This is a genomic window from Streptomyces boninensis (assembly GCF_048572725.1).
Taxonomy (GTDB): Bacteria; Actinomycetota; Actinomycetes; order Streptomycetales; family Streptomycetaceae; genus Streptomyces; species Streptomyces boninensis.
In genome coordinates this window covers 7,759,254-7,783,719 of sequence record NZ_CP183837.1, presented here as the reverse complement: position 1 = coordinate 7,783,719, position 24,466 = coordinate 7,759,254, and the positions used below count along the sequence as shown (strand labels likewise).

Sequence of the window (24,466 nt, the reverse complement as noted above, 5' to 3'; positions counted from 1 at the left end):
TGCGCTCGGGACCGACGGGAGGTCGGTCACTTGCGCTTCCCGCCGCGCCGGCCCGGATGAGGGGTGGCCGGTGGCGGCGGGAAACTCGTCCGGCGGCGCGATTTACGTGTCGCGCCTGCCTCGCGCCGCCGGACGGCAACCCTCCGCAGAGCGCGGGTCTTTCGGGGACGGTCCCCCGGGCGACCCGCGCTCTGTGCATTCGCTCCCTGACTCTCTGCATATGCCTCCCCAACCGTGGCCGCATCATGGACGATGGACATCCCAGCGAGCTCCAAGGAGTCCCGTAGATGGCTGAGAGCGTGCCGGTGCGCTGCCCGGTGTGCCGCCGCGAGCACTCGTTCACCCCGCCGACCTTCCCGTGCGCCTGCGGCGCACCGCTCACCCTGCCGCTGCTGCACGGCGGCATCCCGGTGGAGCTCAAACACCGCACCTGGCAGGACTCCTGGGTGAGCGTCCGCTGCCCCTCCTGCTCCCGGCAGGACGAGTGGCCGCAGCCCGAGGTGGCCTGCGGCTGCGGCGCGGTGATCCGCGTCCCGGTGGCGCCACCGCAGCCCCGGGCGCAGGCGCGCGGCGCGGGCGCCGGGAGCGCGGCGCAGGGCAGCCGACACCTGGGCACGCCGGAGGCGCACAAGCCGCAGTCCCAGCCGGTCTTCCGCCCCGCTTTCCGCCCGGTCACGATCCGTACGGCCAGAGACGCGGTCACCGCCTCCGCGCAATACCTCAAATGGCTCGGCTACGCGGACATCACTCCGGCCGAGGACCGCCCGGCGTCCGGCGTCGACATCCGGGGCAGTGGGGTGGTCGCGCATGTGGACCCGACCACGACACCCACGGCGCTACGGGACGTGGAAACGCTGTGGCTGAACGGGCTCAACCAGTCCGCCGTCTCGGTCTTCTTCTCCCTCGCCGGATACGCCCGCGACGCCCGCGCCCGCGCCGACGAGCTGCACATACCGCTGTTCGTCATGGATCTGACGGGGACCCCGCAGCCGGTCAACGACCCGGCGGACGAGCTGCTCCGCAAGGGGGCGGGGGCGTTCTAGCGCGAGAACCGGGTGCTGCTACATCTGCTCGAAGTGGAAGGAGCGGATGAAGCAGTCTCGTGGCTGGCCGATCGCGAACAGCACGCAGTCGAGTACGGATTGGGCGGTCAGGGGGCTGTCTGCGGCCCGGGATGCGTGCTCCCAGGTGGAGTCGAGCGGGTCACCGTCCGTGAAGTCCGGCGGATAGAGCGAGATGACACGGATCCCCTCGGGACGGAGCCGGTGGGAGAGGATGTCGGCGAAGCCGGCCTGGGCGGTCTTGGCCGTGTAGAACGCGGGGTGTGCCTGCGAGCGGTGGTCCCGGGCTTCCGCGGCGGAGGAGACCAGGTTGACCACGTCCGCACCAGCAGAGGCGCGCAGCAGCGGCAGGACGTGTTTGACCGTCAGCAGTGTGCCGGTGGCACCGGAGGCGATGGTGTCGGTGATCGCGTCGTCATCGGCGTCCCACAGATCGGGGCCGTCCAGGTAGCGGGCACCATTGTTGATCAGAACATCCACGCGGTCGGCGTGGGCGGCGATCCCCTCCGTGAAGGCCCGGATGGCGGCCGGGTCGGCCAGATCGCAGGCGAAGGCGTCGACTCTCGCGCCGCTGTCGGCCGCCACCTCGTCGGCCACCTTCTGTGCCGCGGCCAGCGCACGTGCGGACACGAACACGCGCGCCCCCAGCCGGCCCGCCAGCAGGGCCAAAGCCCGCCCGAACCCACGCCCGGCCCCGGTGATCACTACTGTGCGCCCAGTCAGATCCACCAGCGCACACCTCCTTCTGGTCTCCTACTCAAGTCCACCGAGGTGGAGGAGTTCCTGGAGATCCCCAAGTTTCGCAGACGACAAGGCTCCTGCCCGCTCGACCAGGTCTTCCCGGGTCAAGGTGACCAGCCACGTGCAGGGGATGAGTCCGGGGCGAGGGAGTGCGACGCGCAGGACGCCTTCAAAAGGCAGTCCTTCGGAGGCACCTACCGCCAGCTCAGCGGCCACCCCGCTGAGCTCGGTGCCGGCGGGGGCGACGACCTGCATCGCCCGGAACTCGGACGCCTCCTGCGAGAGCACGACGACCGGCCGCCGCTCGTCGATATCCGCCCACCAGACTTCGCCTCGCCGCACAGGTCCTCCTGGGGTCAGGACGGTCTTGCCGGCCAGCTCTCCGGCGGCAGCCGGGACGCGGATCGCGGCCTGGCCGGCACGCAGCCGCTCGGCCAGGTCTCCGCCCTCGACCCCGGCGGCCAGCTCGGCGATCCGGGCGAACCGGCCGGCGGCGCGGGCATGGACCATGGCCAGGTCGGCCAGTGGCAGCCGCTGGGCCACGTCGATCGCCAGATCTCCGGCATCGACGCGGGCGACCAGCTCGGCGAGCTGGGTGACGTCGCCGCGCACGAACACGTGCACCGTGCGCACCCCGCGCCCGGCATCCTCCGGGCCGGGAGTGGTGACGCTGACGAAGGCTCCGCCGTCGGCGACCAGCTCCACCAGCCGCGCGTTCTCCTCGATGCCGGCGGGAGCCAGCTGCAGCACCACGTCGAAGTGCTGCCCGGCCAGCGCCTGCTCGACGGGGGTCACGGCGTAGTCGACGATCCGCTCCGCGCCGTAGGAGCGCACCCGGTCGCGGCTGCGCGCGCCGGCGGTCGCGGTCACGTCGGCACCGGCCTGCGCGGCGAGTTGGACGGCGTACCCGCCTACCGCGCTGCCCGCGCCGTTGATCAGGATGTGCTGCCCGGGCTTGAGGGCGGCGTGCTCGAACAGCGCCTGCCATGCCGTCAGCCCGACGAGGGGCAGGGCGGCGGCGTCGGCCAGTTCGACGGTGCGGGGGGCGGTGGCCAGCGCGTCGGCAGATACGGCGACGTACTCGGCAGCCGCGCCGGGCGCGTCCGCCGGCAGCAGCGCGACCACCGCGTCCCCCACGCTCCAGTTGCGCACGCCCTCGCCGGCCTCGGTGATGACTCCGGCCAGGTCGAGGCCGGGAATGTGCGGGAAGGCCAGGGGGAGCAGGTCCTGTCGCAATCCCGCGCGGAGGCCTGAGTCCGCGTCGTTGTACGAGGTGCCGGCCACCTGCACCACGACTTGGCCCACACCTGGCACCGGCCGGTCTGCCTCCTCGTAGACGAGGACGTCGCTGCCGCCGTAGGAGTGGTAGCGCACTGCCTTCATGGTTGCTCCCGTGGGTGTTCAGCGCAGGGTGAGCGGGGTCGCGGATGTGAGGTGGGACAGTTTCTCCGGGTTGCGGACGTAGTAGAGGCCGGTGATGCGGGCGTCCTGGACTCGGATCGCCATGACGCCGTCGATCTTGCCATCCAGGCGGACGAGGACTGCCGGGCTGCCGTTGACCACGGTCGGTTCGGCGGTGAGCCTGTCCGCGTACTTGCCGATGCCGCCCGCGAACCTACGGGCCACCTGTTCAGCGCCCATGACCGGCCGCAGCGCGGCGTGTTTGATGCCGCCGCCGTCGCTCATCAGGACGACCCCGGGGGCGAGCACCTCGAGGAGGGCCTGCGGGTCCCCGGTTTCGATCGCACGGTGAAACGACTGCAGGACCGCCTGGCCTTCGTTGGAGGAGACCACCCGGCGGGGGCGGCGGGCGTCGACGTGCCGGCGGGCACGGTGGGCGATCTGGCGGACGGCCGCGGGGCTCTTGTCGACGGCCCCGGCGATCTCGTCGTAGCCGATGTCGAAGGCTTCGCGCAGTACGAAGACGGCGCGTTCCATCGGCGACAGCGTCTCCAGGACGAGCATGAGCGCCATCGACACGCTCTCGGCGAGCTCGTTGTCCTGGGCCACGTCCGGCGTGGTGAGCAGCGGCTCTGGCAGCCAGGAGCCGACGTACGCCTCCCTGCGGCGCTTCACGGCGCGCAGCCGGTTGAGCGCCTGCCGGGTCGTGATCCGCACCAGGTAGGCGCGCTGGTCGTGCACCGGCCCCAGGTCGGCCTTGACCCAGCGCAGCCAGGATTCCTGGAGGACGTCTTCGGCGTCGGCGGCCGATCCGAGCATCTCGTAGGCGACGGTGAAGAGCAGGTTGCGGTGGGCGATGAACGCCTCGGTCGCCGGGTCGGTGGCCTCGTCGCTCATCTCAGATCCCATCTCCCCGTCCTTCGCGGCCGGCCCTGGCAGGTTCTCGGCCACAAGACACCGCGCCGTCGGCCGCTGTGACAGGACGTGAGTCAGATCACTTCATGAAACTCACACCGTAACCCCGCTAGTCCTGCGGCGCCTTTGTCGCGAGGGCGCCCACGGCGGCGCCGAGGACCAGCAGCGCGATGCTGATGTAGATCTCGTAGCCGTCCACGTACACGAAGCGCGTGAAGCCCAGGAACGGGATCCATTTGCCGAAGGCCTCGTGGACGATGCCCTGGAGGCCGGCGACGACGAGCAGGAGGCTGAGGAAGCCGAGGATGCCTTTCATGCCTTCTACGGTAGAAAGCGCAGGTCACGGGCGGTATCAGCCGTCGGTATGCAACGGCGCGACTTTCGGATGACAAGGTCGGGCGCGGCCGCCGACTAGATTCACCGACTATGCGCAGCCCCCGCGACTGGTACGTCGATATCGCGTTCTTCCTCTTCGCCGTGCTGTTCTCCGTGGTCACGGCGGACTCGGTGCACATCGACGAGGGCATGTCGCGTACGGCGATGATCATCGACCAGGTCGTGGGCGGGCTCGGCTGCGCGGCGGTGTTCCTGCGGCGGCGGTGGCCGGTGCCGCTGGCGCTGGTGCTGCTGCTGTTGGGGAGTCCGTTCCACTTCATGACCGGGGCGACGCTGGTCGCGTTCTTCACCGTGGCCGCGCACCGGCCGCTGAAGACGACGGCGTGGGTGTCGGCGGCGGCGCTGGTGCCGTTCACCCTCTTCGTGCTCCGCAGCCCGGACTCCGAGGACCCGGCCGTGGGCTCCGCCCTCACCTACTTCGTGCTGCTGGCCTCCGCCATCGGCTGGGGCCTCTACGTCCGCGCCCGCCGCACCCTCCTCAACTCGCAGAAGGCCCAGGCCGCGTCCGACGCCCGCCGCGAGGCCCGCGAGGAGATCGCGCGCGAGATGCACGATGTGCTCGCGCACCGGCTGTCGCTGCTGAGCGTGCACGCGGGGGCGCTGGAGTTCAATCCGGGCGCCCCCGAGGCCGATGTGCAGCGCGCGGCCGGGGTGATCCGCGAGAGCGCGCATCAGGCGCTGGAGGACCTGCGGGAGGTCATCGGGGTGCTGCGGGCGCCAGCGGGCGGCCCCGCGGGGGCCGGGGTGGCCGGAGCGAGGCCGCAGCCGACGCTGGCGGATATCGGCCGGCTGGTGGCGGAGTCCCGGGAGGCGGGCACGCACGTCGAGTACGAGGCGGAGCCGGCCAACCCGGCCGGGGTGCCCGCGGCGACCGGGCGGGCCGCGTACCGGATCGTGCAGGAGGGCCTGACCAACGCCCGCAAGCACGCCCCCAGCGCCCCGGTCACCGTACGGATCACGGGCGCACCCGCGGACGGGCTGACGGTCGAGCTGCGCAATGCCCTGCCGGGCGCGGCGGGCGCCTCTGGCGGCGCGAGAGCGGTGGGCGCGGCTGACGCGGCGGGCAGCTCCGGCGGGGGCGGCGCGGCGGGCAGCTCCGGCGCGGCGGGGAGAGAGGTCATTCCGGGGGCGGGGCAAGGGCTGATCGGGCTTTCGGAGCGCGCGAATCTGGCCGGCGGGCGACTGGAGCACCACCGGGTCGGGGGTGAGTTCCGGCTCAGCGCCTGGCTACCCTGGCCTGCAGGCCCGGCGGCGGCCGCCCCGCCGCCGGGCTCCGGCACGTCCGCCGGATCCATCGAAGGTGAGGCATCCCAGCAGTGAACGCCCCCCACCCCATCCGCGTGCTCCTCGTCGACGACGATCCCCTCGTACGCGCTGGGCTGCGGCTCATGCTCGGCGGTGCGCAGGACGTCGAGGTGGTCGCGGAGGCGACGGACGGTGCCGACGTACCTGACCTGGTGACCCGCCACTCCCCCGGCGTCGTCCTGATGGACATCCGGATGCCCGGCATCGACGGCCTCGCCGCCACCGAGACGCTCCGCAAGCGCCCCGATGCCCCCGAGGTGCTGGTCCTCACCACCTTCAACACGGACGAGCACGTCCTGCGCGCCCTCCGCGCAGGCGCCGCGGGCTTCGTACTCAAGGACACCCCGCCGCAGGAGATCGTGGCGGCGGTACGAAAGGTCGCGGCGGGCGAGCCGGTCCTCTCGCCCGCGGTGACGCAGCAGCTCATCGCCCAGGTCGCGGAGGGCGCCGGGCCCGGCGCCCGCGACACCCGCGCGGAACGCGCCCGCGCGCAGCTGGCGTTGCTCGGCGACCGCGAGCGAGAGGTCGCCGTAGCCGTCGGCCAGGGCAAGTCCAACGCCGAGATCGCGGCCGAGCTCTACATGTCCGTACCGACAGTGAAGACCCACGTCTCCCGCATCCTGTCGAAGCTGGAGCTGAACAACCGCGTACAGATCGCCCTCGTCGTCCACGACGCCGGGAATCCCTGACCCGCCTCCCCGCGTTGTTACGACCATGACCAGCGCAGACCTCAAGATCTCGGTGCTCGACCGCTCCCTGATACGCCGCGGCCAGGAGCCGGCCGACGCGCTCCGCGGGACCGTGCGCTTCGCGCAGGAGCTGGAGGCGCTCGGGGCCTACGAGCGGATCTGGGTCTCGGAGCATCACAGCGTGCCGGGGGTGGCGGGCTCCGCGCCGACCGTGCTGGCCGCGGCGGTGGCCTCGGCCACGTCCCGTATCCGCGTGGGGACCGGCGGGGTCATGCTGCCGAATCACCGGCCGCTGGTGGTGGCGGAGCAGTTCGGGGTGCTGGAGTCGCTCTTCCCTGGCCGTATAGACATGGGGCTCGGGCGGTCGGTGGGCTTTACGAACGGGGTGCGCAAGGCGCTGGGGGTCGGCAAGGACGAGGCGGACGACTTCTCCGCGCGCCTCGGCGAGCTGCTCGGCTGGGTCGACGGCAGCCAGTCGGAGCACCCCGGCGTCCATGCGATTCCCGCCGAGGGCCTCCGCATCCCCGCATACGTCCTCGCGATCAGCGGCGGCGCCGACATCGCCGCCGAGCACGGGCTGCCGCTGGTGATCGGCGCGGGCCGCGACATCACCCGTACCCAGGCCGCGATCGAGCGCTATCGGTCCGCCTTTCGGCCGTCCGCGCGGGCTGCCCAGCCGTACGTGACGATCGCCGCGAGCGTCGCCGTCGCCGGCACCGCCGACGAGGCGGCGCTGCTGCAGATCCCGGAGGCGTGGGCCACGGTGTGGTCGCGGACCCGCGGCGTCTTCCCGGCGCTGGAGCCGGCGAACGAGACCCTCGCCCGCGAGCTGAGCGAGCGGGAGCGCACGTTCTTCGACGAGGCTCGGGCGTCGCAGATCCACGGCACGCAGGAGACGGTCCGCAAGGAAGTCGACGCGCTCGTCGACGCCACGGGTGCGGATGAACTGCTGGTATCGCTGCATACGTTTGAGCCGGCGGAGCGGATGGATTCATACCGGCGGCTGGCCGAGCTGCTACGGGCCTGAGCCGGGCTCACGCCCCCGGCTCGGGCCCGTCGGCACCGCGGGCCGGGCGGCGGCCACGGCCAGGCGGGACAGCGGCGGACTCCGGCTGGAGCACCCGCCCGCTGACCCGCGTGGCGTCGACGACTGCGGCTTCTATCGCACCCGCACCCCGCCACCGTGACTGTCGCCCGGATGACGGGTGTCAGCGCAGGTCGTAGGCGCGCTGGACGGTCTGCTTCAGCGTGGCGCCCGAGTCGCTCCTGGCCTCGGTGCGCAGCCAGACCGCGGTGCCCTTCGCCGCCGCGTGGTCGAGCGAGGCGGTGAAGCGGCCCTTGCCGCCCGGTGTCACCTTCGCCTTGCGCCAGCTCTTGCCCGCGTCGAGCGAGTAGGACAGGTCCAGCTCCTTGACCTCGCCGCCGCCCGACGAGTGGCGGGCCGGGTAGGCGCGGACGGCGATGCGGTGACTGCCGCCCGCCTTGGCGCGGTTGGTCAGGTCGAGCCCGAGGTCGTAGCGCAGCTGGAGCAGCGGCGGGACGTTGCAGACCGTGAGGTCAGTGCCGGTCCCGCACTGCGGACCCGTGGCCGGTTCGGAGGTGAAGGTCCACACGTTCTCCGTCTTCGGCGCGTATGTCTTCACCTTGTCGTTGGGGGCGTACGGGCCCGAGGACGGCAGGGTGAAGGTGCCCTCCATGCGGTACTCGCCCTTGTCCGGGGGCAGTTCGAAGTACGGCGTGCTGAAGCCCGGGCTGTGCCTGGCCGGTATCTCCTTTCCGTCGCGGAACAGCTTGTAGCCGAAGGGGTAGACGATGCCGGCGTCCACGTTGATGAAATGCCCGGGTGCGGAGTCACCCAGGTAGGGGGATGCGAACAGGACCTGGGTGCTGCCGCCGAGCGGGAAGCGGGAGACACCTGCCAGCTCGTCGACGTCGGGCGCCACGATGGTCGTCGGTCCGGCGAAGAAGCTCTCCTTCGCGCCACGCCACGGGACCCAGTCGCGCTGGAAGTACTGGTTGCTGCCGTCGGTCAGCGACGCGGAGCGGGACCAGCGCTGCTTGCCGGTGATGCCGCCGTAGTACTGGTCGATCTTCGCGGGGGCGTCGAAGTACACCGACGCGCCTTGGTAGGTGCCGGCGCGGTCCTTCTCGAAGGCGAACGTCCAGGCGTAGCCCATGAGGCCGCGCACCTCGGAGTGGTAGCCGGTGGTCGTCTTCTTCAGCCGGGCCGGATCCACGACGTGGGTGAGGTTCTTCGGGACGCCGGCGGACAGCGGCGGCGCGTAGTGCAGGTTGTACATGTAGCCGGGGTTGGCCTTGACGGACAGGTCCAGCACGGGCCGCGCCTGGGCGCGCAGCTGCTCGCCGTGGGTCTGGCGGATGCCGAGGTACGGCAGTGCCACCGCGCGCGGACCCGTGCTCAGCGGGACCAGCGGGCGGGCATTCGGGGAGTCGAGGTAGGGCAGGATCGCGGCCGCGCCCTTGTCCTTGGCGAGCTTGGCGGCGGCCTCGGCCGCCTTGGCGGCCTTGTAGGACCAGGGCAGGTTCTCGTCCGACGGCTCGAACGGGATCTTGACCAGCGCGGCCTTGCCCTTGACGTCCACCTTGGCGAAGTCGTCCGCGGTGCCGGCGCCCGAGTACACCACCGGCAGTGCGTGCCTGCCGGGGAGCCGGGCGGCCTGCACCGGCTCGTACTCCGGCCGCAGGTCGACCTTCTTGCCACCCAGGCGAGCGGTCGCGGTGACGGTCTTCTCGCCGAGGGTGTAGGTCTCCTGAACCGCGAACTTGCCCTTGGCGGGGCCCGCCGCGGGCAGCGCCCACAGCTCGGCGCCCTGCGCGCGGCCCGTGGAGTGGGTGGAGACGATGCCGGTCAGGCTGCCCACGTGCACGCTCATCGCGTGGTTGTAGCGGTATACCGGATCCGGGGTGCGGGCCTGGACGCGGACTGCCTTGTGGGCGTCGAGGGTGACCGGTGAGCCCGGCTTGACGCCGGTGGCGGCGAGCACGGTCGTGCGGAGCTTGTCCGGAGCGTTCGTGTTCTCGCTGCCGTAAACCATGTAGCGGCCGTCAGCGGGCACTTGGGCGGTGTAGACACCCGGCGCACTCTGTTCCACGTCGACCTGGTCGGTGACCTGGTCGAGCGGGTCGTTGGCCGGGACGTCGGAGCCGTCCAGCTGGGCGTAGACGTACGGGTGGCTGTCGGCCAGGGGCTTGCCGTCGCTGCCGGTCAGCTTGATGGTGAGCGGCTTTTTCGGCTCGGGCTGCGGGGCGCGGTACCAGCTCACGGGCGTACGCAGCGCCACGCCGTCGGCAGCCGCGGTCACCGCACCGCCGTACACGCCCTGATCCGCCTTTGCCGGATCGACGGTGACGTGTGCCGTGGCCGACCCCTTGGCGGGCACGGTCAGTTCGGACTCCTTGAGGGTCGCGGCCTCGCCGGCGCGGCCGTCCCAGCCCCGCTGCGACAGGTCCAGCTTCAAGGTCACGTCCGTATCGCCGCGGTTGGTGTACGTGACCTCGCGCGTCGCCGGGCGCGCGTCGTGCGCGAGCCGGCCCATGCTCAGCGACGCGGGGCCGGTGACCGGCTTCAGGGCGGCGGGCACGTCCAGGCGTCCCGCGCCCTGCTCGTGCCATGCGCGGCCGCTGTCCTTGGCGGTCGAGGCGAGGGCATTCTTGAGCTCCGACGCCTTCAACTCCGGTCGTGACTGGGCGAGAAGGGCCGCCGAGCCCGCGACGTGCGGGGTCGCCATTGACGTACCGGACATGCGCACATAGCCCTCACCGTCGCCCGGATAGTCCGGCAGCATGCCTTCGGCGCGGGCCGCGTTGATGCCGACGCCGGGAGCGGTGATCTCCGGCTTGACGGCGGCGTCGCCCCAGCGCGGGCCCCGGCTGGAGAAGGAGGCGAGCTTGTCGTCCTTGTCGACCGCGCCCACGGTCAGCGCCGCGTCGGCCGAGCCCGGAGAGCCGACGGTCAGGTTGTGGCCGTCGTTGCCGGCGGCGATGACGAAGAGGGCGCCGGTCTCCTCGGTCAGCTGGTTGACGCGCTGGGAGAGCAGGTCGGTGCCGTCGGTGGGCGCGCCGCCGAGGCTCATGTTGACGACCTTGGCGCCGCTCTTGGCGGCCCAGTCCATGCCTTCGAGGATCGCGGACTCGGGGCACCCGCCGGCGTCGCAGACCTTGCCGGCGTGCAGCCGGGCGCCGGGCGCGACGCCCTTGAACTTTCCGCCGCTCGCCGCGCCCGTTCCGGCGATCGTCGACGCCACGTGGGTGCCGTGGCCGTGCGCGTCGGCCGGGTCCGCATCGCCTTCGAGGAACGACTTGGCCTCGGCTATGCGGTCCTTGACATCCGGGTGGTTCGCGTCGATGCCCGTGTCGAGCACGGCGACGTCGACGCCCTTGCCGTCGTAGCCCGCCTTCCAGGCCTCGGGCGCGCCGATCTGCGGCACGCTCTTGTCCAGTACGGGCTTCAGGCGCTGGTCCAGCCAGACCTTCTTCACCTGGCCGGCCAGGGTGCGGGCGCCGGGGCGGTGCAGGGCGTGCCAGAAGTCGGCCGCCTTGGCCCGCGTCACCTCGACGGCGGCGCCGTTGACCGAGGGCAGCGGACGGTCCTTGCCGCGGGTGGCGGGCAGCTCCTCGGCGGAGGCGCGCACACCCTTGCCATACGTGACGATCAGCGGCAGGGCGGAGGTGCGCGGGTCGGTGAGGCCTTGGCGCGCGAGGGAGCGCACGTTGAACAACTCCCGGTCCAGGGTGCCTGCCTGTACGTACCGCTGCGCATCGGACGGGATCACGTAGAAGCCGCGGCCGCGCGGCCCGGTGCGGAAGACGACATCGCCGCGGCCCTCGCGCTCGGCCTGCTCGATGTGGACGCGCGGGTCCTTGCCGTCGGTGAAGGTGACGGTGTCGCCGGTGAGGAGAGTGATGCGCGAGGACTTCTTGTCCGAGCCCTTGTCCGACTCTCTGTCCGAGCCCTTCGCTGCCGCCGCCGGCTGTCCCGCGGCGGCCTCACCCAGCGCAGGTACCTCACCGGCCAGGGCGAGCAGGGACAGCACGAGCGCCGTGGCGGCTCCGGCGGCAAGCGGCCGAGAGCGGCCCGGGGGCCAGACCTTGCGTGTTCGGTACATGCCAAACCTCCATCGGGGGCAGGGTGATTGACCGGGCCCGAGACTGCCGGTGACACCCCTGTGCCGTAAGCCCCCGCACGCGGCGCGCTATGGCCATTGACCAGTTCGCGCCACGTGCCGCACCCTCTACGCATGTTCGAGTCACTCGGCATGGATGCGCACTCGCAGCAGGTATACGAGGCGCTGGTCGACCGGCATCCGCAAACCCTCGACGACCTGTGCGACGGCGCCCGTCTCGAACATGCGGAAGGCCGCCGCGCCGTGCGCTCCCTCGAGGCGCTCGGCCTGGTCAACCAGGTGCCGGGCAGCCCCGTGCGCTATGCGGTACACGCTCCCGACCTCGCGCTGGAGGTGCTGTTCCTGGAGCGGGAGCGGCAGTTGACCCGGGCCAGGGCGTACGCCGAGCAGCTCACCGCACGCTTCAAGGAGACCTCCGTCGCCGGCGACCCGGCCGAACTGATCGAGGTCATCAGCGGCATCCCCGCGATCCGCAAACGCTGGGAGCAGCTGCAGCGCGGGCTCCGCCGCGAGCTGCGGGGCATCGACAAGCCGCCGTACACCGTGCCCAGCCAGGCCTCGACCCAGGTGGAACAGGACCTGCTCGCACACGGCGTCGACTACCGCGTCATCTACGACACCGAGGGCCTGGAGAACTTTCACGACTGGCGCTCCGACATCGAGCACGCCATCCAACTCGGCGAGCAGGCCCGGGTACTGGCGAGCGCTCCGACCAAACTGGTGATCTTCGACGACCGGTGCGCGATGCTGCCGCTGCAGCCCGCCCCCTCAACGATCTCCAGCATGATCGTGGTGCACAGGTCCGGTCTGCTGCAGGCCCTGTGCGCACTCTTCGAAGACCTGTGGCAGCGCGCCCTCCCGCTCGACTCCCCGGCCGCCGCGGCGGCCACCGACACCGACAGACCCACCGAGGAGGAACTGCGCCTGCTCCACCTCCTCGCCACCGGCATGCCGGACCAGGCCATCGCCAAGCACCTGGGCCTGTCGCACCGCACCCTTCAACGCCGCCTGCAGCTGCTCCTGAACCGCCTCGGAGCCACCTCCCGCTTCCAGGCCGGCCTCCGCGCGGCGACCCGAGGATGGCTCACCGGCTGATGCGACCGCTGCCCGGGAGGCCGACCCGGCTCAGGCCCGTACGAAAGGGCGACGCAGGTGCGGCGTCGCGAGCCAGGCGCGGCGCTCGCGGGCATGCGCCAGGAGTTCGGTGCGGGAGGCTCGGGCCGCCGCCTTGTCGGCCTCGTACATGTACGGGATGGCAGGGTCGGCGAGTTGGACGGCGTTGACCAGGGTGTCGCCGGTGAGGACCACCTCTTCGTGGCGGCCGGACACGATGACTGACTGGTGGCCTGGGGTGTGGCCCGGGGTCGGGACGAGGGTGACGTTGCCGCCCCAGTGCCAGAGGCGGACGTCGCCGTCGACCGGGACGAGGAGGCCGGCGGTGCGGAGCGGTTCGATGTAGGCGCGGTCGTCGGAGTCGGGTGGGAGCGTATCGAGTTCGCGCTGCTGAACCAGGTGGCGGGCGTTGGGGAAGACGGGGGCGCCGGATTCGTCGCGGGTCCAGCCGTAGTGGTCCTCGTGGAGGTGGGTGAGGACGACGGTGTCGACGTCGGCCGGGTCGAGACCTGCTTCCGCGAGGGCTTGAGGGAGGCGGCCGGGCACGGGGCACCACTCGGCGGCGGGGCTGTTGGCGGGGCCGACGCCCGCGTCGACCAGGGCGAGGCGGCCGCCGGGGCGGCGGATCACGAAGCAGCGGAAGTCCAGCACCCAGGCGCCGTCGGCGCCGAAGGCGTCGGGGTCGAGGCGACGGGCTCGGGCCCAGGTCGCGGGGGTGGCGCCGGGGAAGGCTTCTTCGCGGGGGCGGAAGAAGGTGCCGGTGGCGTCGAGGAGGGCTAGTACGTCGTAGGTGCCGACGCTTATGGCGGGGAGGGTGACCGCGGCTGCGCGGGCGGCGGGTGCGGAGGTGGCGGCGGAGGTGGTGGCGGAGGTGGCGCCCGCGAGGCCGAGGGCGGTGGCGCTGCGCAGGATGGTGCGGCGGGGTGGGTGGCTGTGGCCGTGGGTCATGCGGGTCTCCCGAAGGGCTCGACATGGTTGCCGACAGGGCGAGTCGAGCAGTGGGCGCGGGAAGGCGCGAAGGATTCGAGAGGTTTCTAATGGGTGCCGTCGGCGGCGCGGCCCGGGCACGATCCGTAACAGCGGGCGCGCAACCACCCCTCCAGGAGGCAGCCTTGATCACCTTCCGCGTGGACGCGGCGCGGCTGGCGCGCACGCGCTTTTCGCTGTCCCGGCTCGCGGAGCTGAGCTGCGCACTCGAGGTGCTGGCGCATCCGGAGCGGGCGCCGTACGCGCGCGGTTGGGTGGCGCGCACCCGGGAGCGGCTGGCGCCCGAGCGGGTCGCCGCGCTCTGCGCGCTGATCGGGCATGGCGGGCCGTACGTGCCGGACTTTCTGTGTCCGGTGCCACGGCGTTACGAGCCGTCGCTGGAGGAGGAGCTGGCGGATGTGGCAGCGGCGGATCCGGCGGTCGTGGCGGCCCAGTTGGGGAAGGCCCTCGGCGAGGGTCCGTTGCCGGAGTCCGTTAGGGCTGTGCTGGACGCCGGTGGTGAGGTCGCGCTGGCGCGGCGGTGCGCCGAGCAGTTGCGGCTGGCGTGGGAGGCCGGGCTGCGGGAGACCTGGCCGGCGGTCCGGCGGATCCTGGATGAGGATGTGCGGCACCATACGGCGGGGGCTGGGCGTGGTGGTTTTGCCGGGCTGGTCGGGGGGCTGCATCCGTCGCTCGACTGGGACGGCGAGCAGGTGACGATGCAGCATGCGGCTGCCTTTGTCGTGGAGGACTTGGCCGATGGCTTGGTGCTGGCGCCGTCCGCCTTCCTGCCCAGGACGGCGCTGTGGCTGGGCGGCGCGGGTGGGGCGATGATCGGCTATCCGGCGCGCGGGCGCGGGCAGGTGTGGGTGGTGCCGCGGCCGGGTGCCGAGGACGCGGGCGTGCTGGGGCTGCGCAAGGCGGCGCTGCTCTCCGACCTGGCGGTGGCCCGTTCGACGACGGAGCTGGCGCGGCGGCACGACCTCAGTCCGGCGACGGTGTCGTATCACCTCGGGCGGCTGCATGGGGCCGGCCTGGTGGCCCGCCGCCAGGATGGGCACAGCGTGCTTTACGAGCGCACGTCGCGGGCGGCGGCGCTGCTGACGGCGCTGGACGCGGAGGGCTAGCGCGCGAGCAGCGCGGCGGCGAGGGCAACTTCCGTCCCTGCCAGGCCGACCGATGAGAAGAGCGTGATCTCTTCCGCGCCGCTCCGGCCGGGAGCGGCGCCGGCCAGCAGCGCGCCCAGCTCCACCATCCGGTCCGGGTCCAGGAACGGCTCCCCGAAGGCCGCGGACTGGGCGCGGGAGTCGGTGAAGACAACGCCTGCGCGCTCGGCGAGGCCGTCCGGGAGCTCGTGCTGGTCGCGGGTCTTGGGGCCGAGGGCGGTGACGTGGGTGCCGGGGGCCACCCAGTCGGCGTCGATGACGGGGGTGCCGCTGCTGGTCGCCAGGATGACGGCGTCCCGGTCGCGTACCGCCGCTTCCGCCGTCGCTACGGCCCGTACCGAAGGCAGCCCCAGCTCCGCCCGCGCCCGCTCGGCGAAGGCGGCGGCGCGGTCGGCCCGGCGGGCGTACACCGCCACGTCCGGCAGCTCGCGCACCGCCGTGGACGCCCACAGCTGCGCCCACGCCTGCGCACCGGCGCCGACGAGGCCGAGCCGCAGCGGGCCCGGCCGGGCCGCGGTGTCCAGGGCGACGGCGCCGATGGCGCCGGTCCGGCGCGGCCCGAGCTCGTCGCCGGCCACGACGGCGCGGAGGGTCCGGTCGTTACGGTCCCAGACGGCCACCAGCTGCTCGGCGCCGGCGAACAGGTCGTACGCGCGGAAGCCGAAGAGGCCCGCATCCCCCAACTCCCCCGCCGTAAAGGCGAGCGGGCCGTCGCGCAGCTCCGCGAAGACGCGCGGCGGTGCGTGCAGCGTGCCCGCGTGATGGGCGAGCAGGGCGCCGCGGACGGCCGCCACCGCCGTCGCCGGGTCGAGCAGCCTGCGCACGTCGTCGTCGCTGAAGACCTCCATGCCCGTTGCCAGCTCCGCGGTCAGCCCGGTTATTCCGTACGCGCATCGGCTCTTGCCTGCAAGATCGCTCCGTCCGAGGATGAGGCATGACTACTCAGAGCCCGACCTTCGTCCTTGTCCACGGCGCCTTCTCCAACTCCTTCTCCTTCGCCCCGCTGCAGGCCGAGCTCGCTCTGCTCGGGCATCGGTCGGCGGCGGTCGATCTTCCCGGGCATGGCTTCGAGGCGACCTTTCCCGCGGGTTATCAGGCGCCGCAGGACCTCGAGGACCTCGCCTCCGCGCCCGGCGGCATCAGAGGGGTGCCGCTGAGCGAGGCTGTGGCCCGGGTGATCGAGGTGCTGGAGCAGGCCAAGCGGAACGGCCCCGTCATCCTCGTCGCGCACAGCCGCGGCGGCGTCGCGATCACCGCCGCCGCGAATGCCCGCCCTGACCTGATCGACCGGCTCGTGTACGTATCCGCCTGGTGCCCCGTCGAGCTGACCACCGGCGCGTACTACGCCGAGCCGGAGATGGCCGCCGTCGACCCGAACGCGCTGGCCGGCGCCCTCGTCGGCAACCCCGCCGAACTCGGCCTGCTGCGCTTCAACTTCCGCACCGCGGACCCGAAGGCCCTTGACGGCCTCCGCCAGGCCTTCGCCGCCGACATGACGGACGACGAGTTCCGCAATTTCCTGAACACCTTCCAGCCCGACGAGAGCCTCCACGCCGACACCGACGACGACCGCGCCAAGGCCGCCACGTGGGGGCGCATCCCGCGCTCGTACGTCCGGCTCACCGACGATGCGAGCATCACGCTCGCCATGCAGGACCGGATGATCCGCGAGGCTGACGCACTCACGCCGGAGAACCGCTTCGACGTCCGCACGCTGCAGAGCGCCCACCTGCGGTGGCTGGTCCACCCGAAGCCGGCCGCGGAGGCGCTCGCCGCGATCGCCGAGCTCGGTTAACCGACTTAACCCCGACTTAACCGATTCAGTCCGGGGAGGCTCCCAACTAAAGTAAAGCCGCGTGGAGTTTAGCTTGAGCGGTTTATGGACACGGCGGTACGGCGGCGCTAGCTTGTGGCCGCTCCGAAGTCCCCAGTCCCTTCGCCCTCAAGCGAAAAGGAGAACCCGATGCGGTTCTTACCCCTCGTCGTCGCGGCGGCCGCCGCCATCACCGCCGGGGCCCTGGTCCTCCCCGGCCAGCCCACCGCGGAGGCGTTCCCGGCCGGATCCAGGCAGCAGGTCATCGACTACCTGCGTGCCAACACCGGTTCCGCCATCGTCTCGGGACAGCACAACAAGGAACCCGCCTCCCAGCCCGGCCAGTACACCCAGCAGGTGCACGACATCACCGGCCAGTGGCCCGGGCTGTGGGGCGGCGACCTCATGTTCCGCGCGGACGACATCGCGAACCGGCAGCGGGTGGTCGACCAGGCGAAGACCGAGTGGCGCAACGGCTCGCTCGTCACCCTCACCTGGCACGCCTGCCCGCCGACCGGGCCCGCGTCGTGCGAGTTCGAGGGCGGCGTCAAGTCGAACATCTCCGACGCGCAGTTCAACCAGCTCGTCACCGACGGCACCGCGCTCAACAAGACCTGGAAGCAGCGGCTCGACTCCATCGCCCCGTACCTCCAGCAGCTCGAGGACGCGGGCGTGCCCGTGCTCTTCCGGCCCTTCCACGAGATGAACGAGTCGTGGAACTGGTGGGGCCACCGCCCCGGCGCGAGCGGCAGCTCCAAGCTGTACCGGCTCACCCGCGACTACCTGGCCGGCACCAAGGGCCTCGGCAATCTCGTCTGGGTATGGAACGTGCAGGACAACCCGGCCGGCGGCTGGAGCTCGTACTATCCGGGCGCGAGCTACGCCGACGTGGTCTCCCTCGACGTCTGGTACAAGGGCCACCCGAGCAGCGGCGACTACCAGCAGCTGCAGGGCATCGCGGGCGGCAAGCCCATCGCGCTCGCCGAGATGGGCAAGGTGCCGAACGCGTCGCTGCTGCAGAGCCAGCCGCGGTGGAGCTACTTCATGATGTGGTCGGAGCAGCTCCGCGGCAGCAACACCAACGCCGAGATCCAGGCGGCGTACTTCCACCCCCGCGTGCTCAATCAGGGTGAGCTGAAGCTGCCGTAGGCACCCATTCCGGGTCAAGTCGAGGTCCAGCGGCGGTTGGCATGCTCGCTGCGGCGCGACGGCTGGGCACGCCGTCGGCGATCCGGAGTGATGCAGATGCAGCCGTCAGCGGACACCACGGCCGCGGCCGGTGCGAGCGGCACCGGCACCCGGGCAGGCGCCCGGACCAAGGCCTGGGCCAGGGCCTTGACCGCGCCAGGAGCCGGGACCGGGCCACGCTGGCCGCTCCTCGTGCTGCGGGTGTGCACCGTGCTCCTGCTGCTGCTCACGCTGCTGCAGCCGGTGCTGGCCGGGCTGTTCATCACCGGCGACACCGATCTGCTGCGGCTGCACGAGCAGAATGCCACCGTCATCGCGACCCTCAGCTGGATCACGGTCGCCGCGGCGGTCACGCTGTGGCGGCCGGGCCGCGGCCCCATGTGGCCGATCGGGCTGACACTGGCGGTGGCCGGGCTGATCGAGGCGCAGAGCGGCTTCGGGTACGCGCGCCAGCTCGGCCTGCACATACCGCTGGGCACCGCGCTCGTCGCCGGGCTGACCGCGCAGACGTACTGGGTGTTCGCACACCGGCAGCGGGCGCGTCACGCGCGGGCCGCCGCCGAGGACGCCGCCGCCAAGGACGCGGCCCGGTGACCGCGCGACCCGACCGCCGTACCCTGCTCAAGGCCGCCGCCGCGACCGGACTGGCCGCGGCGGGCCTCGGCGCCGCCGGCTGCGGCGCGCTGACCCGCGAGGTCTCCGGCGAGCAACTGGCCAGCCGGGCCCGGCTGCCCGCCCCCTTCCGGGTGCCGCTGCCCATCCCCGCGACGCCCGCCGCCACCCGCCGACCGGACGGCGGCCGGCACTACGACCTTGTGCAGCGCGCCGCCCGGCAGGAGATCCTCCCCGGGCTGCGGACCGAGGTGTGGGGTTACGACGGCACCTTCCCGGGGCCGACCCTGGTGGGGCGGTCCGGCCGTACGACCACGGTGCGGATGCGCAACGAGCTGCCGGTGCCGACCTCGACGCATCTGCATGGTGGGATCCAGGCGCCGGAGTCGGACGGTTCGCCGCTCGACCTCGTCGTCCCGCCGAAGTGGCACACCGGGCACGCGGGGCACGGCGGGCACGGCGGCCCCATGCGGGTACGCCCCGGCGACTGGACCCACACGCGCGGCGCGAAAACCTACACCTACCCGACCCGCCAGCCCGCCGCCACGCTCTGGTACCACGACCACCGCATGGACTTCAGCGCCCCGCAGGTGTGGCGCGGCCTCGCCGGCATGTTCCTCGTACACGACGAGGCCGAGGACGCGCTGCCGCTCCCCCGCGGCGACAAGGACATCCCCCTGATGATCTGCGACCGCGCCTTCGAGGAGGACGGCGCGCTGCGCTACCCCTCCCTCGACCCCACGCTCACCCGCGAGCCGGGCGTCGAGGAGGCGTACATGGAGGGCGTCACCGGGGATGTGCTGCTGGTCAACGGCGCGCCCTGGCCCGAGCTGGAGGTCTCCGGCACCCGCTACCGGTTCCGGATCGCCAACGCCTCCAATGCCCGCCGCTACCGGCTGGCCCTGGAGCCGGGGCCGCGCGAGGGTGCGGCGTTCGTGCAGGTGGGGAGCGATTCCGGGCTGCTGGAGCGGCCCGTACGGCACGATGCACTGCCGGTCGCGCCGGGTGAACGCTTCGATGTCGTCGTCGACTTCGCCGCCTATCCGGTCGGCTCCACCGTCACCCTGGTCAACACCTTCGGCGAGGGCGGCACCCGCTCGGTGATGCGCTTCCGGATCGTCCGCCGGGAGCGGGAGACCAGCCGGGTGCCGGAGCGGCTGGCCGGGGCTGCGCCCACCGATGCCGGGCGGTCGGTGGCGGAGCGGCGGTTCGACTTCCGGCTGGCGTCCAGGGGCGGCGGCTGGACGATCAACGGCCACGCCTTCGACAGCTCCCGGGTGCTGGCCAGGCCCCGGCTCGGCACCGTCGAACGGTGGCGGTTCAGCAGCGACTTCCACCACCCGGTGCATCTGCACCTGGCGCACTTCCTGGTGGTCTCCAGGGGCCGCGGGGGGCCGCTGCGCAGCGACGCGGGCTGGAAGGACACGGTGGATGTGCGCCCGTACGAGGTGGTGGAGGTGCTGGCGCGGTTCCGCGGGCACCGGGGGCGGTACATGCTGCACTGCCACAACCTGGAGCACGAGGACATGGCCATGATGGCGAACTTCGAGGTGGTGTGAGCCCGCCGCTCACGCGGCGAACATGTCCAGCACCTTGCGCCCGGGGCCGGGCTGCGGGTGGTCCAGCAGCAGGTCCCCGGCGAGCATCGCCCGCTGCAGCCGCTGGAGCCGCGGCGAGGGTTCGAGGCCGAGGTCCTCGACCAGGCGGTGGCGCAGCTTGGTGAAGGTGGCCAGCGCCTCAGAGGGCCGCCCGGAGCGGTACAGCGCAATCATGTGCTGGGCGTAGAGGCCCTCGTGCAGCGGCTGCCGGGCCGTCAGCACCACGAGCTCGGTGAGGAGTTCGGCGTGCCGGCCCAGGTGCAGCTCGGCGTCGATGCGGCGCTCCAGCACCCCAAGGCGGCTCTCCTCCAGCCGGACCCGCTCGATCTCCAGCACCGCGCCGCAGCGGATGTCGGCGAGCGCGGGGCCGCGCCACAGGTCGAGGCCGGCCCGGAACGACTTCACCGCGGCCTCGTCCTCGCCCAGATCGAACAGCCGCTGGCCCTCCGCCGCGAGGCGGTCGTACTCAAGGACATCCACGCAACCGGTCGGCACGACAAGGCAGTAGCCGCCATGCCGGTAGACCAGGATTTCCTTGGCGTTGCACCGCCCGGCGACGGAGGCGGCGATCAGCCGGCGCAGTCGCAGGATGTAGGTCTGGAGGGTGGTGGGGCCGGTGCGGGGCGGGTTGTAGCCCCACAGCTCTTCCATGATCGTCGATACGGGTACGACGCGGTTGGCGTGTACCGCGAGCAGCGCCAGGATCTGTCGGGTCTTGGCGGCGGACGGCAGGACCGGAGCGCCATCCTTGTCGGCGTTCAGCGGCCCCAGCAGGGTGATGTCCATGCGATCCCCCGGGATGCTAGGAACTCGAAGTACTACGACGCTCCCACTTCTGGACCTCGTCCAGTAGTGCAGGTATCCCCGGTCCCGGGTGGCCTTTTCAACCGTTGCGTGTGATGGATTCACAGTCGTTCGAATACGATGCGAGCTGGGAGAGGGCGGCCACCGGGCCGTACCGGGGGGAGACCGGCTCATGATCCGCATTGTGATTGCCGAGGACATGCACATGGTGCGCGGCGCACTGGTGGCGCTGCTAGAGATGGAGCCCGATATCAAGGTGGTCGCCGAATTCGCCTCCGGCGACCGGCTGGTGTCCGCCGTCCGGGAGCTGGTGCCCGATGTGGCGATCGTGGACATCGACCTGCCGGGCCTCGACGGGCTCAGCGCGGCGGCCCTGTTACGCACGGAGGCGCCGTCCTGCCGGGTGCTGATCCTGACCAGCCTCGGCCGGCCCGGGACCTTCAGGCGGGCCATGGCGGCGCAGGTGGCGGGCTTCCTGCTGAAGGATGCCCCGCCGGACCAACTGGCGGAAGCGGTGCGCAAGGTGGCGCTCGGCGGCCGGGTGATCGACCCGCAGCTGGCGCTCGCGGCCTGGGAGGTCGAGGAGAATCCTTTGACCCGGCGCGAGGTCGAGGTGCTGAAGCTGGCCGCGGACGGGGCGGAGGCGATGGAGATATCGACCCGGCTGTTCCTGTCGATCGGGACCGTACGCAACTACCTCTCCAGCGCGGCGACCAAGCTGAACGCGAGGAACCGCGTGGACGCGATCCGTATCGCACGCGAGAACGGCTGGCTCACCTGACCCGAGCGGCGCCCTGTCACGCCGCCGGTGCCGCCGGCTGCGGCAGGCCGGCCCGCGGCACCTCCGCCACCAGCCGGAACCAGCCATCGGCGTCCACGGCGCAGGACAGGGTGCCGCCGATCTCCTCGACCCGGGACCGGATGTTGCCCAGGCCGCTGCCGCCGTCGTCGTCGGGGCCGGTACGGCGGGACGCGTCGACGCCGTCGTTGGCCAGCGTCAGCCGGATCGTTCCCTCACCGGAACCGCCGATGGCGCGCGCCTCGATGACGCAGTGCTCCGCCTTGCTGTGCCGCAGCAGATTGGTCACGCCCTCGCGGACCACGGTGGCCAGCACGGTGCCGGTCCTGGCGGACACCGCGCCGCAGTCCAGGTCGATCCTGGCCTCGATCTCGGCGGCCGCCAGCACGTCCTCGGCCGAGGCCGCCTCGTCGTCCAGGGACATCTCGCGGTAGCCGCGCGCCACCGAGCGCACGTCGGCTAACGCCTGCCGGGAGATCTGCAGGATGGCCCCCAGCTCCTCGCGGGCGCGCTCCGGCCTGGTGCCCACCAGGCGGATCGTCAGCTCGCTCTTGAGGGTGATGGCGGAGAGTCCGAAGCCCAGCAGGTCGTGCAGGTCGCGGGCGAAGCGCAGCCGCTCCCTGGCCACCGCCATCTCCGCCAGCTCCTCGCGCGCCCGGTGCACTTCGGCCACCAGGTTCGACAGCCGGGTGAGGCCGAAGACGATGAGGCCGGTGAGGATGGTGGAGACGACGAGGTAGGAGGTGTCCACCCAGCTGATATCCGCCACGACCGCGGCCACCCCCGCCATCACCACGATCGCGCCGAACGCCACCCAGCACAGCGGCGCCGCGATGATCAGCAGGCATGATCCGGCCAGGAATCCGCCCATGCCGCCCCAAGTGATGCCGAAGAACAGCGTGGGGACGTAGGTCAGAACGGCTTGGGCGAGCAGCGTCCAGCGACCGTGCCGCTGTCTGAACTCCTCCGCGTCGGGGGCGCTGTGCACGATCTGGAGGGCGAACAGCACGATGCTGGAGAGAATGGATCCGGCCAACGGCCAGGGACCCGGATCGGTGTAAATGACATTGAGTACGGCGATGAGAGCGAAGCCGAACAGCACCGTCAGGACGATGGCAAAAGCGAGTTGCGGAGGGAGAGTCTCGCGCTGCTGTCCCTCGGAAGGTACGACTCTATGCGGCACTCACAACTCCCCCTCGAAAGCCCCACATTTGTGCCGACATAGTAGACGCAGCCGAGCCCCAGCGGCGGGCCGAAACCAGTCCTTCTCCGAACGTTCAACCGGGCAGCGGACCGAGGACGAAGGAACCCACGGGCGACTCGGCCCGCCAGTCAAGCCCCAGTGCCCGGGAAAAAACGGCGATGTCCTCACTGCACACCGCGCACGTGGCCAGGCCCATCGCGGCACCCACGAGATAGAAGGTCTGGATGAGCGCCCCGACGTGCTTGAGTACCAGTGCATACGCCAGCCCGCTGTATTTCCACGACAGCCGCTGGAACCGCGAGGTTAGCGTTATCAGCACCGGCGGCGGCGCGGACAGCGCGGCGGCGGCCATGGCGCCCGCGGACAGCTCGGCGGCGGCCCCGAGGTCGTCGCTGACCAGGACGAGGCGGTGGCCCTGAGGGTCGTAATAGTGGATACCCCGGCGCAGGCCGGGGCAGTCGGTGACGGTGAGGTAGAGCTCCAGGTCGTACGCGGCGCCGCCGGTCGGATACGGGCGGTCGCTGGCCGGGTAGCGGGTCTCGCCGGTGCCGACGGTGCGCAGCGAACGGACCCTGGCCGTGCGGTACAGGAACTCGCCGAGGGACTGCAGGGTCAGCGGCCGCGGGCCGTACTCGCGCACCGACCTGCGGCTCTCCAGCACGGTGCTGAACGCCGGGTCGGCGTCCGCGAGTTCGGCCAGGTCGGGGCGGGGCAGCTGCACTACCGGCCCGGCCGGCAGCGGTTTGACGGCGGGCTGCGGCCTGAGCTGCGCGGCGTGCGCGAAGGTCGCGCCGAAGTCGCCGTCGTCGCGGCCCATCACGGAGCGGGAGTGGAAGAGCATGTCGTGGGCCGACCAGGTGCGCAGCACCGGGTCCTGGTCCTCCTCGAAGTCACCCTCGGGGTTGTACGCCACCACCGCCATGCCGGTGCCGACGAGATAGCCGAGGATCTCGCGCACCGCCTCCGCGGCCAGCGGCAGGCCGTTGCCCGCCTTGGCCGCGGCCACCGGCCTGCCCAGCGCCGCGACCACCCACTGGGCCTCGGGCCGGTGCAGCACCACACGGTGCAGCGAGAGCGGGGACTCCAGCTGGAACAGATCCCCCTCCCGCCGCAGCACGGCGAACCGGGAGAGCTTGACCAGGTCGTCCTCCTGCGGCGGCGCGGGGCTGAAGCGGGCGGCGCGGGTGAGCGGCACCGCCGACAGCAGGACCTGCCCGCTGTCGGCGAAGGCCAGCGACCTGACGACCAGGTCCTGCAGATACTTCAGCGCCCCCTGCCAGGTCCTGCGGATGGTGTCGGTGCTGCCGCAGGTGACGTTGTCCAGGCTGACCGGGCCCAGGCTCATCCGGCGCAGGGTCTCCGCAAGGGCCGGATCAGGGTTGCGCACCCGCAGGTCGGACCAGCGGCCGTGCAGTTCCACCGCGGCGCCGTCATCGGTCGTTTCGACGCGTACGTCCTCCCGCAGGGACCACAGGGTGGTGGTCGCCTGCGGGGCGTCGAGGCCTTCAAGGCCGGGTGGCTGCAGCACGGGGGCTCCCTTGGTCGGGGGGA

21 protein-coding genes are annotated in these 24,466 nt (G+C 72.0%); 11 read left to right on the top strand and 10 right to left on the bottom strand.

What is annotated here, in order from left to right; genetic code table 11:
* Positions 1-287 precede the first annotated feature (287 nt).
* Positions 288-1,043 carry a hypothetical protein gene (locus ACNNMR_RS35415; RefSeq protein ID WP_419998797.1) on the top strand — a complete coding sequence of 252 codons (756 nt, stop codon included), beginning with the start codon at positions 288-290 and terminating at the stop codon, positions 1,041-1,043.
* Positions 1,044-1,061: 18 nt separating this feature from the next.
* On the opposite strand, the gene ACNNMR_RS35410 is transcribed toward ACNNMR_RS35415, so the two are convergent.
* The 4 genes from ACNNMR_RS35410 to ACNNMR_RS35395 all read right to left on the bottom strand — a co-directional run bounded on the left by ACNNMR_RS35410 (position 1,062) and on the right by ACNNMR_RS35395 (position 4,434).
* Complete coding sequence (locus ACNNMR_RS35410) at positions 1,062-1,790, bottom strand: SDR family oxidoreductase (RefSeq protein ID WP_419998796.1); 729 nt, start codon at positions 1,788-1,790, stop codon at positions 1,062-1,064.
* Between the two features lie 24 nt (positions 1,791-1,814).
* Positions 1,815-3,185 (bottom strand): zinc-binding dehydrogenase, encoded by a 1,371-nt coding sequence (locus tag ACNNMR_RS35405; RefSeq protein ID WP_419998795.1) that lies wholly within the window; start codon positions 3,183-3,185, stop codon positions 1,815-1,817.
* A gap of 18 nt (positions 3,186-3,203) precedes the next feature.
* Complete coding sequence (locus ACNNMR_RS35400) at positions 3,204-4,100, bottom strand: RNA polymerase sigma-70 factor (RefSeq protein ID WP_420000587.1); 897 nt, start codon at positions 4,098-4,100, stop codon at positions 3,204-3,206.
* Positions 4,101-4,227: 127 nt separating this feature from the next.
* Positions 4,228-4,434 (bottom strand): hypothetical protein, encoded by a 207-nt coding sequence (locus ACNNMR_RS35395; RefSeq protein WP_419998794.1) that lies wholly within the window; start codon positions 4,432-4,434, stop codon positions 4,228-4,230.
* Between the two features lie 110 nt (positions 4,435-4,544).
* Between ACNNMR_RS35395 and ACNNMR_RS35390 the strand changes: the two genes are divergently transcribed.
* The 3 genes from ACNNMR_RS35390 to ACNNMR_RS35380 are packed head-to-tail and all read left to right on the top strand — an operon-like array spanning position 4,545 to position 7,535.
* Positions 4,545-5,834 (top strand): sensor histidine kinase, encoded by a 1,290-nt coding sequence (locus ACNNMR_RS35390; protein ID WP_419998793.1) that lies wholly within the window; start codon positions 4,545-4,547, stop codon positions 5,832-5,834.
* The gene (locus ACNNMR_RS35385; RefSeq protein WP_419998792.1) at positions 5,831-6,508 is read left to right on the top strand and encodes a response regulator; all 678 of its coding nucleotides are present in this window, start codon (positions 5,831-5,833) and stop codon (positions 6,506-6,508) included. Before ACNNMR_RS35390 ends, ACNNMR_RS35385 begins: the two co-directional genes overlap by 4 nt.
* 25 nt (positions 6,509-6,533) lie before the next feature.
* A complete protein-coding gene (locus ACNNMR_RS35380; protein ID WP_419998791.1) occupies positions 6,534-7,535 on the top strand; it encodes an LLM class flavin-dependent oxidoreductase in 1,002 nt (333 codons plus the stop codon).
* 181 nt (positions 7,536-7,716) lie between these two features.
* On the opposite strand, the gene ACNNMR_RS35375 is transcribed toward ACNNMR_RS35380, so the two are convergent.
* Entirely contained in the window at positions 7,717-11,634 is a 3,918-nt protein-coding gene (locus ACNNMR_RS35375; RefSeq protein ID WP_419998790.1) for a S8 family serine peptidase, read from the bottom strand.
* Positions 11,635-11,766: 132 nt separating this feature from the next.
* On the opposite strand from ACNNMR_RS35375, the gene ACNNMR_RS35370 reads away from it, so the two are divergent.
* Positions 11,767-12,747 carry a TrmB family transcriptional regulator gene (locus ACNNMR_RS35370; protein ID WP_419998789.1) on the top strand — a complete coding sequence of 327 codons (981 nt, stop codon included), beginning with the start codon at positions 11,767-11,769 and terminating at the stop codon, positions 12,745-12,747.
* Positions 12,748-12,777: 30 nt separating this feature from the next.
* Here the strand turns inward: ACNNMR_RS35370 and ACNNMR_RS35365 are convergent, their stop codons facing one another.
* Positions 12,778-13,713 (bottom strand): MBL fold metallo-hydrolase, encoded by a 936-nt coding sequence (locus ACNNMR_RS35365; protein WP_419998788.1) that lies wholly within the window; start codon positions 13,711-13,713, stop codon positions 12,778-12,780.
* Positions 13,714-13,877: 164 nt separating this feature from the next.
* Between ACNNMR_RS35365 and ACNNMR_RS35360 the strand changes: the two genes are divergently transcribed.
* Positions 13,878-14,858, top strand: a complete 981-nt coding sequence (locus ACNNMR_RS35360; RefSeq protein WP_419998787.1) for a DUF5937 family protein — start codon at positions 13,878-13,880, stop codon at positions 14,856-14,858.
* On the opposite strand, the gene ACNNMR_RS35355 is transcribed toward ACNNMR_RS35360, so the two are convergent.
* On the bottom strand, positions 14,855-15,745 hold the full coding sequence (locus tag ACNNMR_RS35355; RefSeq protein WP_419998786.1) for an ornithine cyclodeaminase family protein: 891 nt from the start codon (positions 15,743-15,745) through the stop codon (positions 14,855-14,857). The two genes, ACNNMR_RS35360 and ACNNMR_RS35355, sit on opposite strands and share 4 nt — an antisense overlap.
* Before the next feature lie 86 nt (positions 15,746-15,831).
* Between ACNNMR_RS35355 and ACNNMR_RS35350 the strand changes: the two genes are divergently transcribed.
* The 4 genes from ACNNMR_RS35350 to ACNNMR_RS35335 all read left to right on the top strand — a co-directional run bounded on the left by ACNNMR_RS35350 (position 15,832) and on the right by ACNNMR_RS35335 (position 20,069).
* On the top strand, positions 15,832-16,692 hold the full coding sequence (locus ACNNMR_RS35350) for an alpha/beta fold hydrolase (RefSeq protein ID WP_419998785.1): 861 nt from the start codon (positions 15,832-15,834) through the stop codon (positions 16,690-16,692).
* 168 nt (positions 16,693-16,860) lie between these two features.
* Positions 16,861-17,859: a glycosyl hydrolase gene (locus ACNNMR_RS35345; protein ID WP_419998784.1), complete on the top strand. Its 999-nt coding sequence runs from the start codon at positions 16,861-16,863 to the stop codon at positions 17,857-17,859.
* A 96-nt stretch (positions 17,860-17,955) separates the two neighbouring features.
* The gene (locus ACNNMR_RS35340) at positions 17,956-18,492 is read left to right on the top strand and encodes a hypothetical protein (RefSeq protein WP_419998783.1); all 537 of its coding nucleotides are present in this window, start codon (positions 17,956-17,958) and stop codon (positions 18,490-18,492) included.
* Complete coding sequence (locus ACNNMR_RS35335; RefSeq protein ID WP_419998782.1) at positions 18,489-20,069, top strand: multicopper oxidase family protein; 1,581 nt, start codon at positions 18,489-18,491, stop codon at positions 20,067-20,069. The genes ACNNMR_RS35340 and ACNNMR_RS35335 overlap by 4 nt, the downstream gene beginning before the upstream one ends.
* 9 nt (positions 20,070-20,078) lie before the next feature.
* On the opposite strand, the gene ACNNMR_RS35330 is transcribed toward ACNNMR_RS35335, so the two are convergent.
* Entirely contained in the window at positions 20,079-20,894 is an 816-nt protein-coding gene (locus ACNNMR_RS35330) for an AfsR/SARP family transcriptional regulator (RefSeq protein ID WP_419998781.1), read from the bottom strand.
* 190 nt (positions 20,895-21,084) lie between these two features.
* Between ACNNMR_RS35330 and ACNNMR_RS35325 the strand changes: the two genes are divergently transcribed.
* Positions 21,085-21,693, top strand: a complete 609-nt coding sequence (locus ACNNMR_RS35325; protein WP_419998780.1) for a response regulator transcription factor — start codon at positions 21,085-21,087, stop codon at positions 21,691-21,693.
* A gap of 16 nt (positions 21,694-21,709) precedes the next feature.
* On the opposite strand, the gene ACNNMR_RS35320 is transcribed toward ACNNMR_RS35325, so the two are convergent.
* Complete coding sequence (locus ACNNMR_RS35320) at positions 21,710-22,813, bottom strand: sensor histidine kinase (RefSeq protein ID WP_419998779.1); 1,104 nt, start codon at positions 22,811-22,813, stop codon at positions 21,710-21,712.
* Positions 22,814-22,988: 175 nt separating this feature from the next.
* Positions 22,989-24,443 carry a SagB/ThcOx family dehydrogenase gene (locus tag ACNNMR_RS35315; RefSeq protein WP_419998778.1) on the bottom strand — a complete coding sequence of 485 codons (1,455 nt, stop codon included), beginning with the start codon at positions 24,441-24,443 and terminating at the stop codon, positions 22,989-22,991.
* Positions 24,444-24,466: the final 23 nt, after the last annotated feature.

Bases quoted from the DNA above. Each gene is read 5' to 3' on its own strand.
- ACNNMR_RS35415 (WP_419998797.1), top strand. From the start codon at position 288: ATGGCTGAGAGCGTGCCGGTGCGCTGCCCGGTGTGCCGCCGCGAGCAC.
- ACNNMR_RS35405 (WP_419998795.1), bottom strand. From the start codon at position 3,185: ATGAAGGCAGTGCGCTACCACTCCTACGGCGGCAGCGACGTCCTCGTC.
- ACNNMR_RS35400 (WP_420000587.1), bottom strand. From the start codon at position 4,100: ATGAGCGACGAGGCCACCGACCCGGCGACCGAGGCGTTCATCGCCCAC.
- ACNNMR_RS35395 (WP_419998794.1), bottom strand. From the start codon at position 4,434: ATGAAAGGCATCCTCGGCTTCCTCAGCCTCCTGCTCGTCGTCGCCGGC.
- ACNNMR_RS35390 (WP_419998793.1), top strand. From the start codon at position 4,545: ATGCGCAGCCCCCGCGACTGGTACGTCGATATCGCGTTCTTCCTCTTC.
- ACNNMR_RS35380 (WP_419998791.1), top strand. From the start codon at position 6,534: ATGACCAGCGCAGACCTCAAGATCTCGGTGCTCGACCGCTCCCTGATA.
- ACNNMR_RS35375 (WP_419998790.1), bottom strand. From the start codon at position 11,634: ATGTACCGAACACGCAAGGTCTGGCCCCCGGGCCGCTCTCGGCCGCTT.
- ACNNMR_RS35370 (WP_419998789.1), top strand. From the start codon at position 11,767: ATGTTCGAGTCACTCGGCATGGATGCGCACTCGCAGCAGGTATACGAG.
- ACNNMR_RS35365 (WP_419998788.1), bottom strand. From the start codon at position 13,713: ATGACCCACGGCCACAGCCACCCACCCCGCCGCACCATCCTGCGCAGC.
- ACNNMR_RS35355 (WP_419998786.1), bottom strand. From the start codon at position 15,745: ATGGAGGTCTTCAGCGACGACGACGTGCGCAGGCTGCTCGACCCGGCG.
- ACNNMR_RS35350 (WP_419998785.1), top strand. From the start codon at position 15,832: ATGACTACTCAGAGCCCGACCTTCGTCCTTGTCCACGGCGCCTTCTCC.
- ACNNMR_RS35345 (WP_419998784.1), top strand. From the start codon at position 16,861: ATGCGGTTCTTACCCCTCGTCGTCGCGGCGGCCGCCGCCATCACCGCC.
- ACNNMR_RS35340 (WP_419998783.1), top strand. From the start codon at position 17,956: ATGCAGCCGTCAGCGGACACCACGGCCGCGGCCGGTGCGAGCGGCACC.
- ACNNMR_RS35330 (WP_419998781.1), bottom strand. From the start codon at position 20,894: ATGGACATCACCCTGCTGGGGCCGCTGAACGCCGACAAGGATGGCGCT.
- ACNNMR_RS35325 (WP_419998780.1), top strand. From the start codon at position 21,085: ATGATCCGCATTGTGATTGCCGAGGACATGCACATGGTGCGCGGCGCA.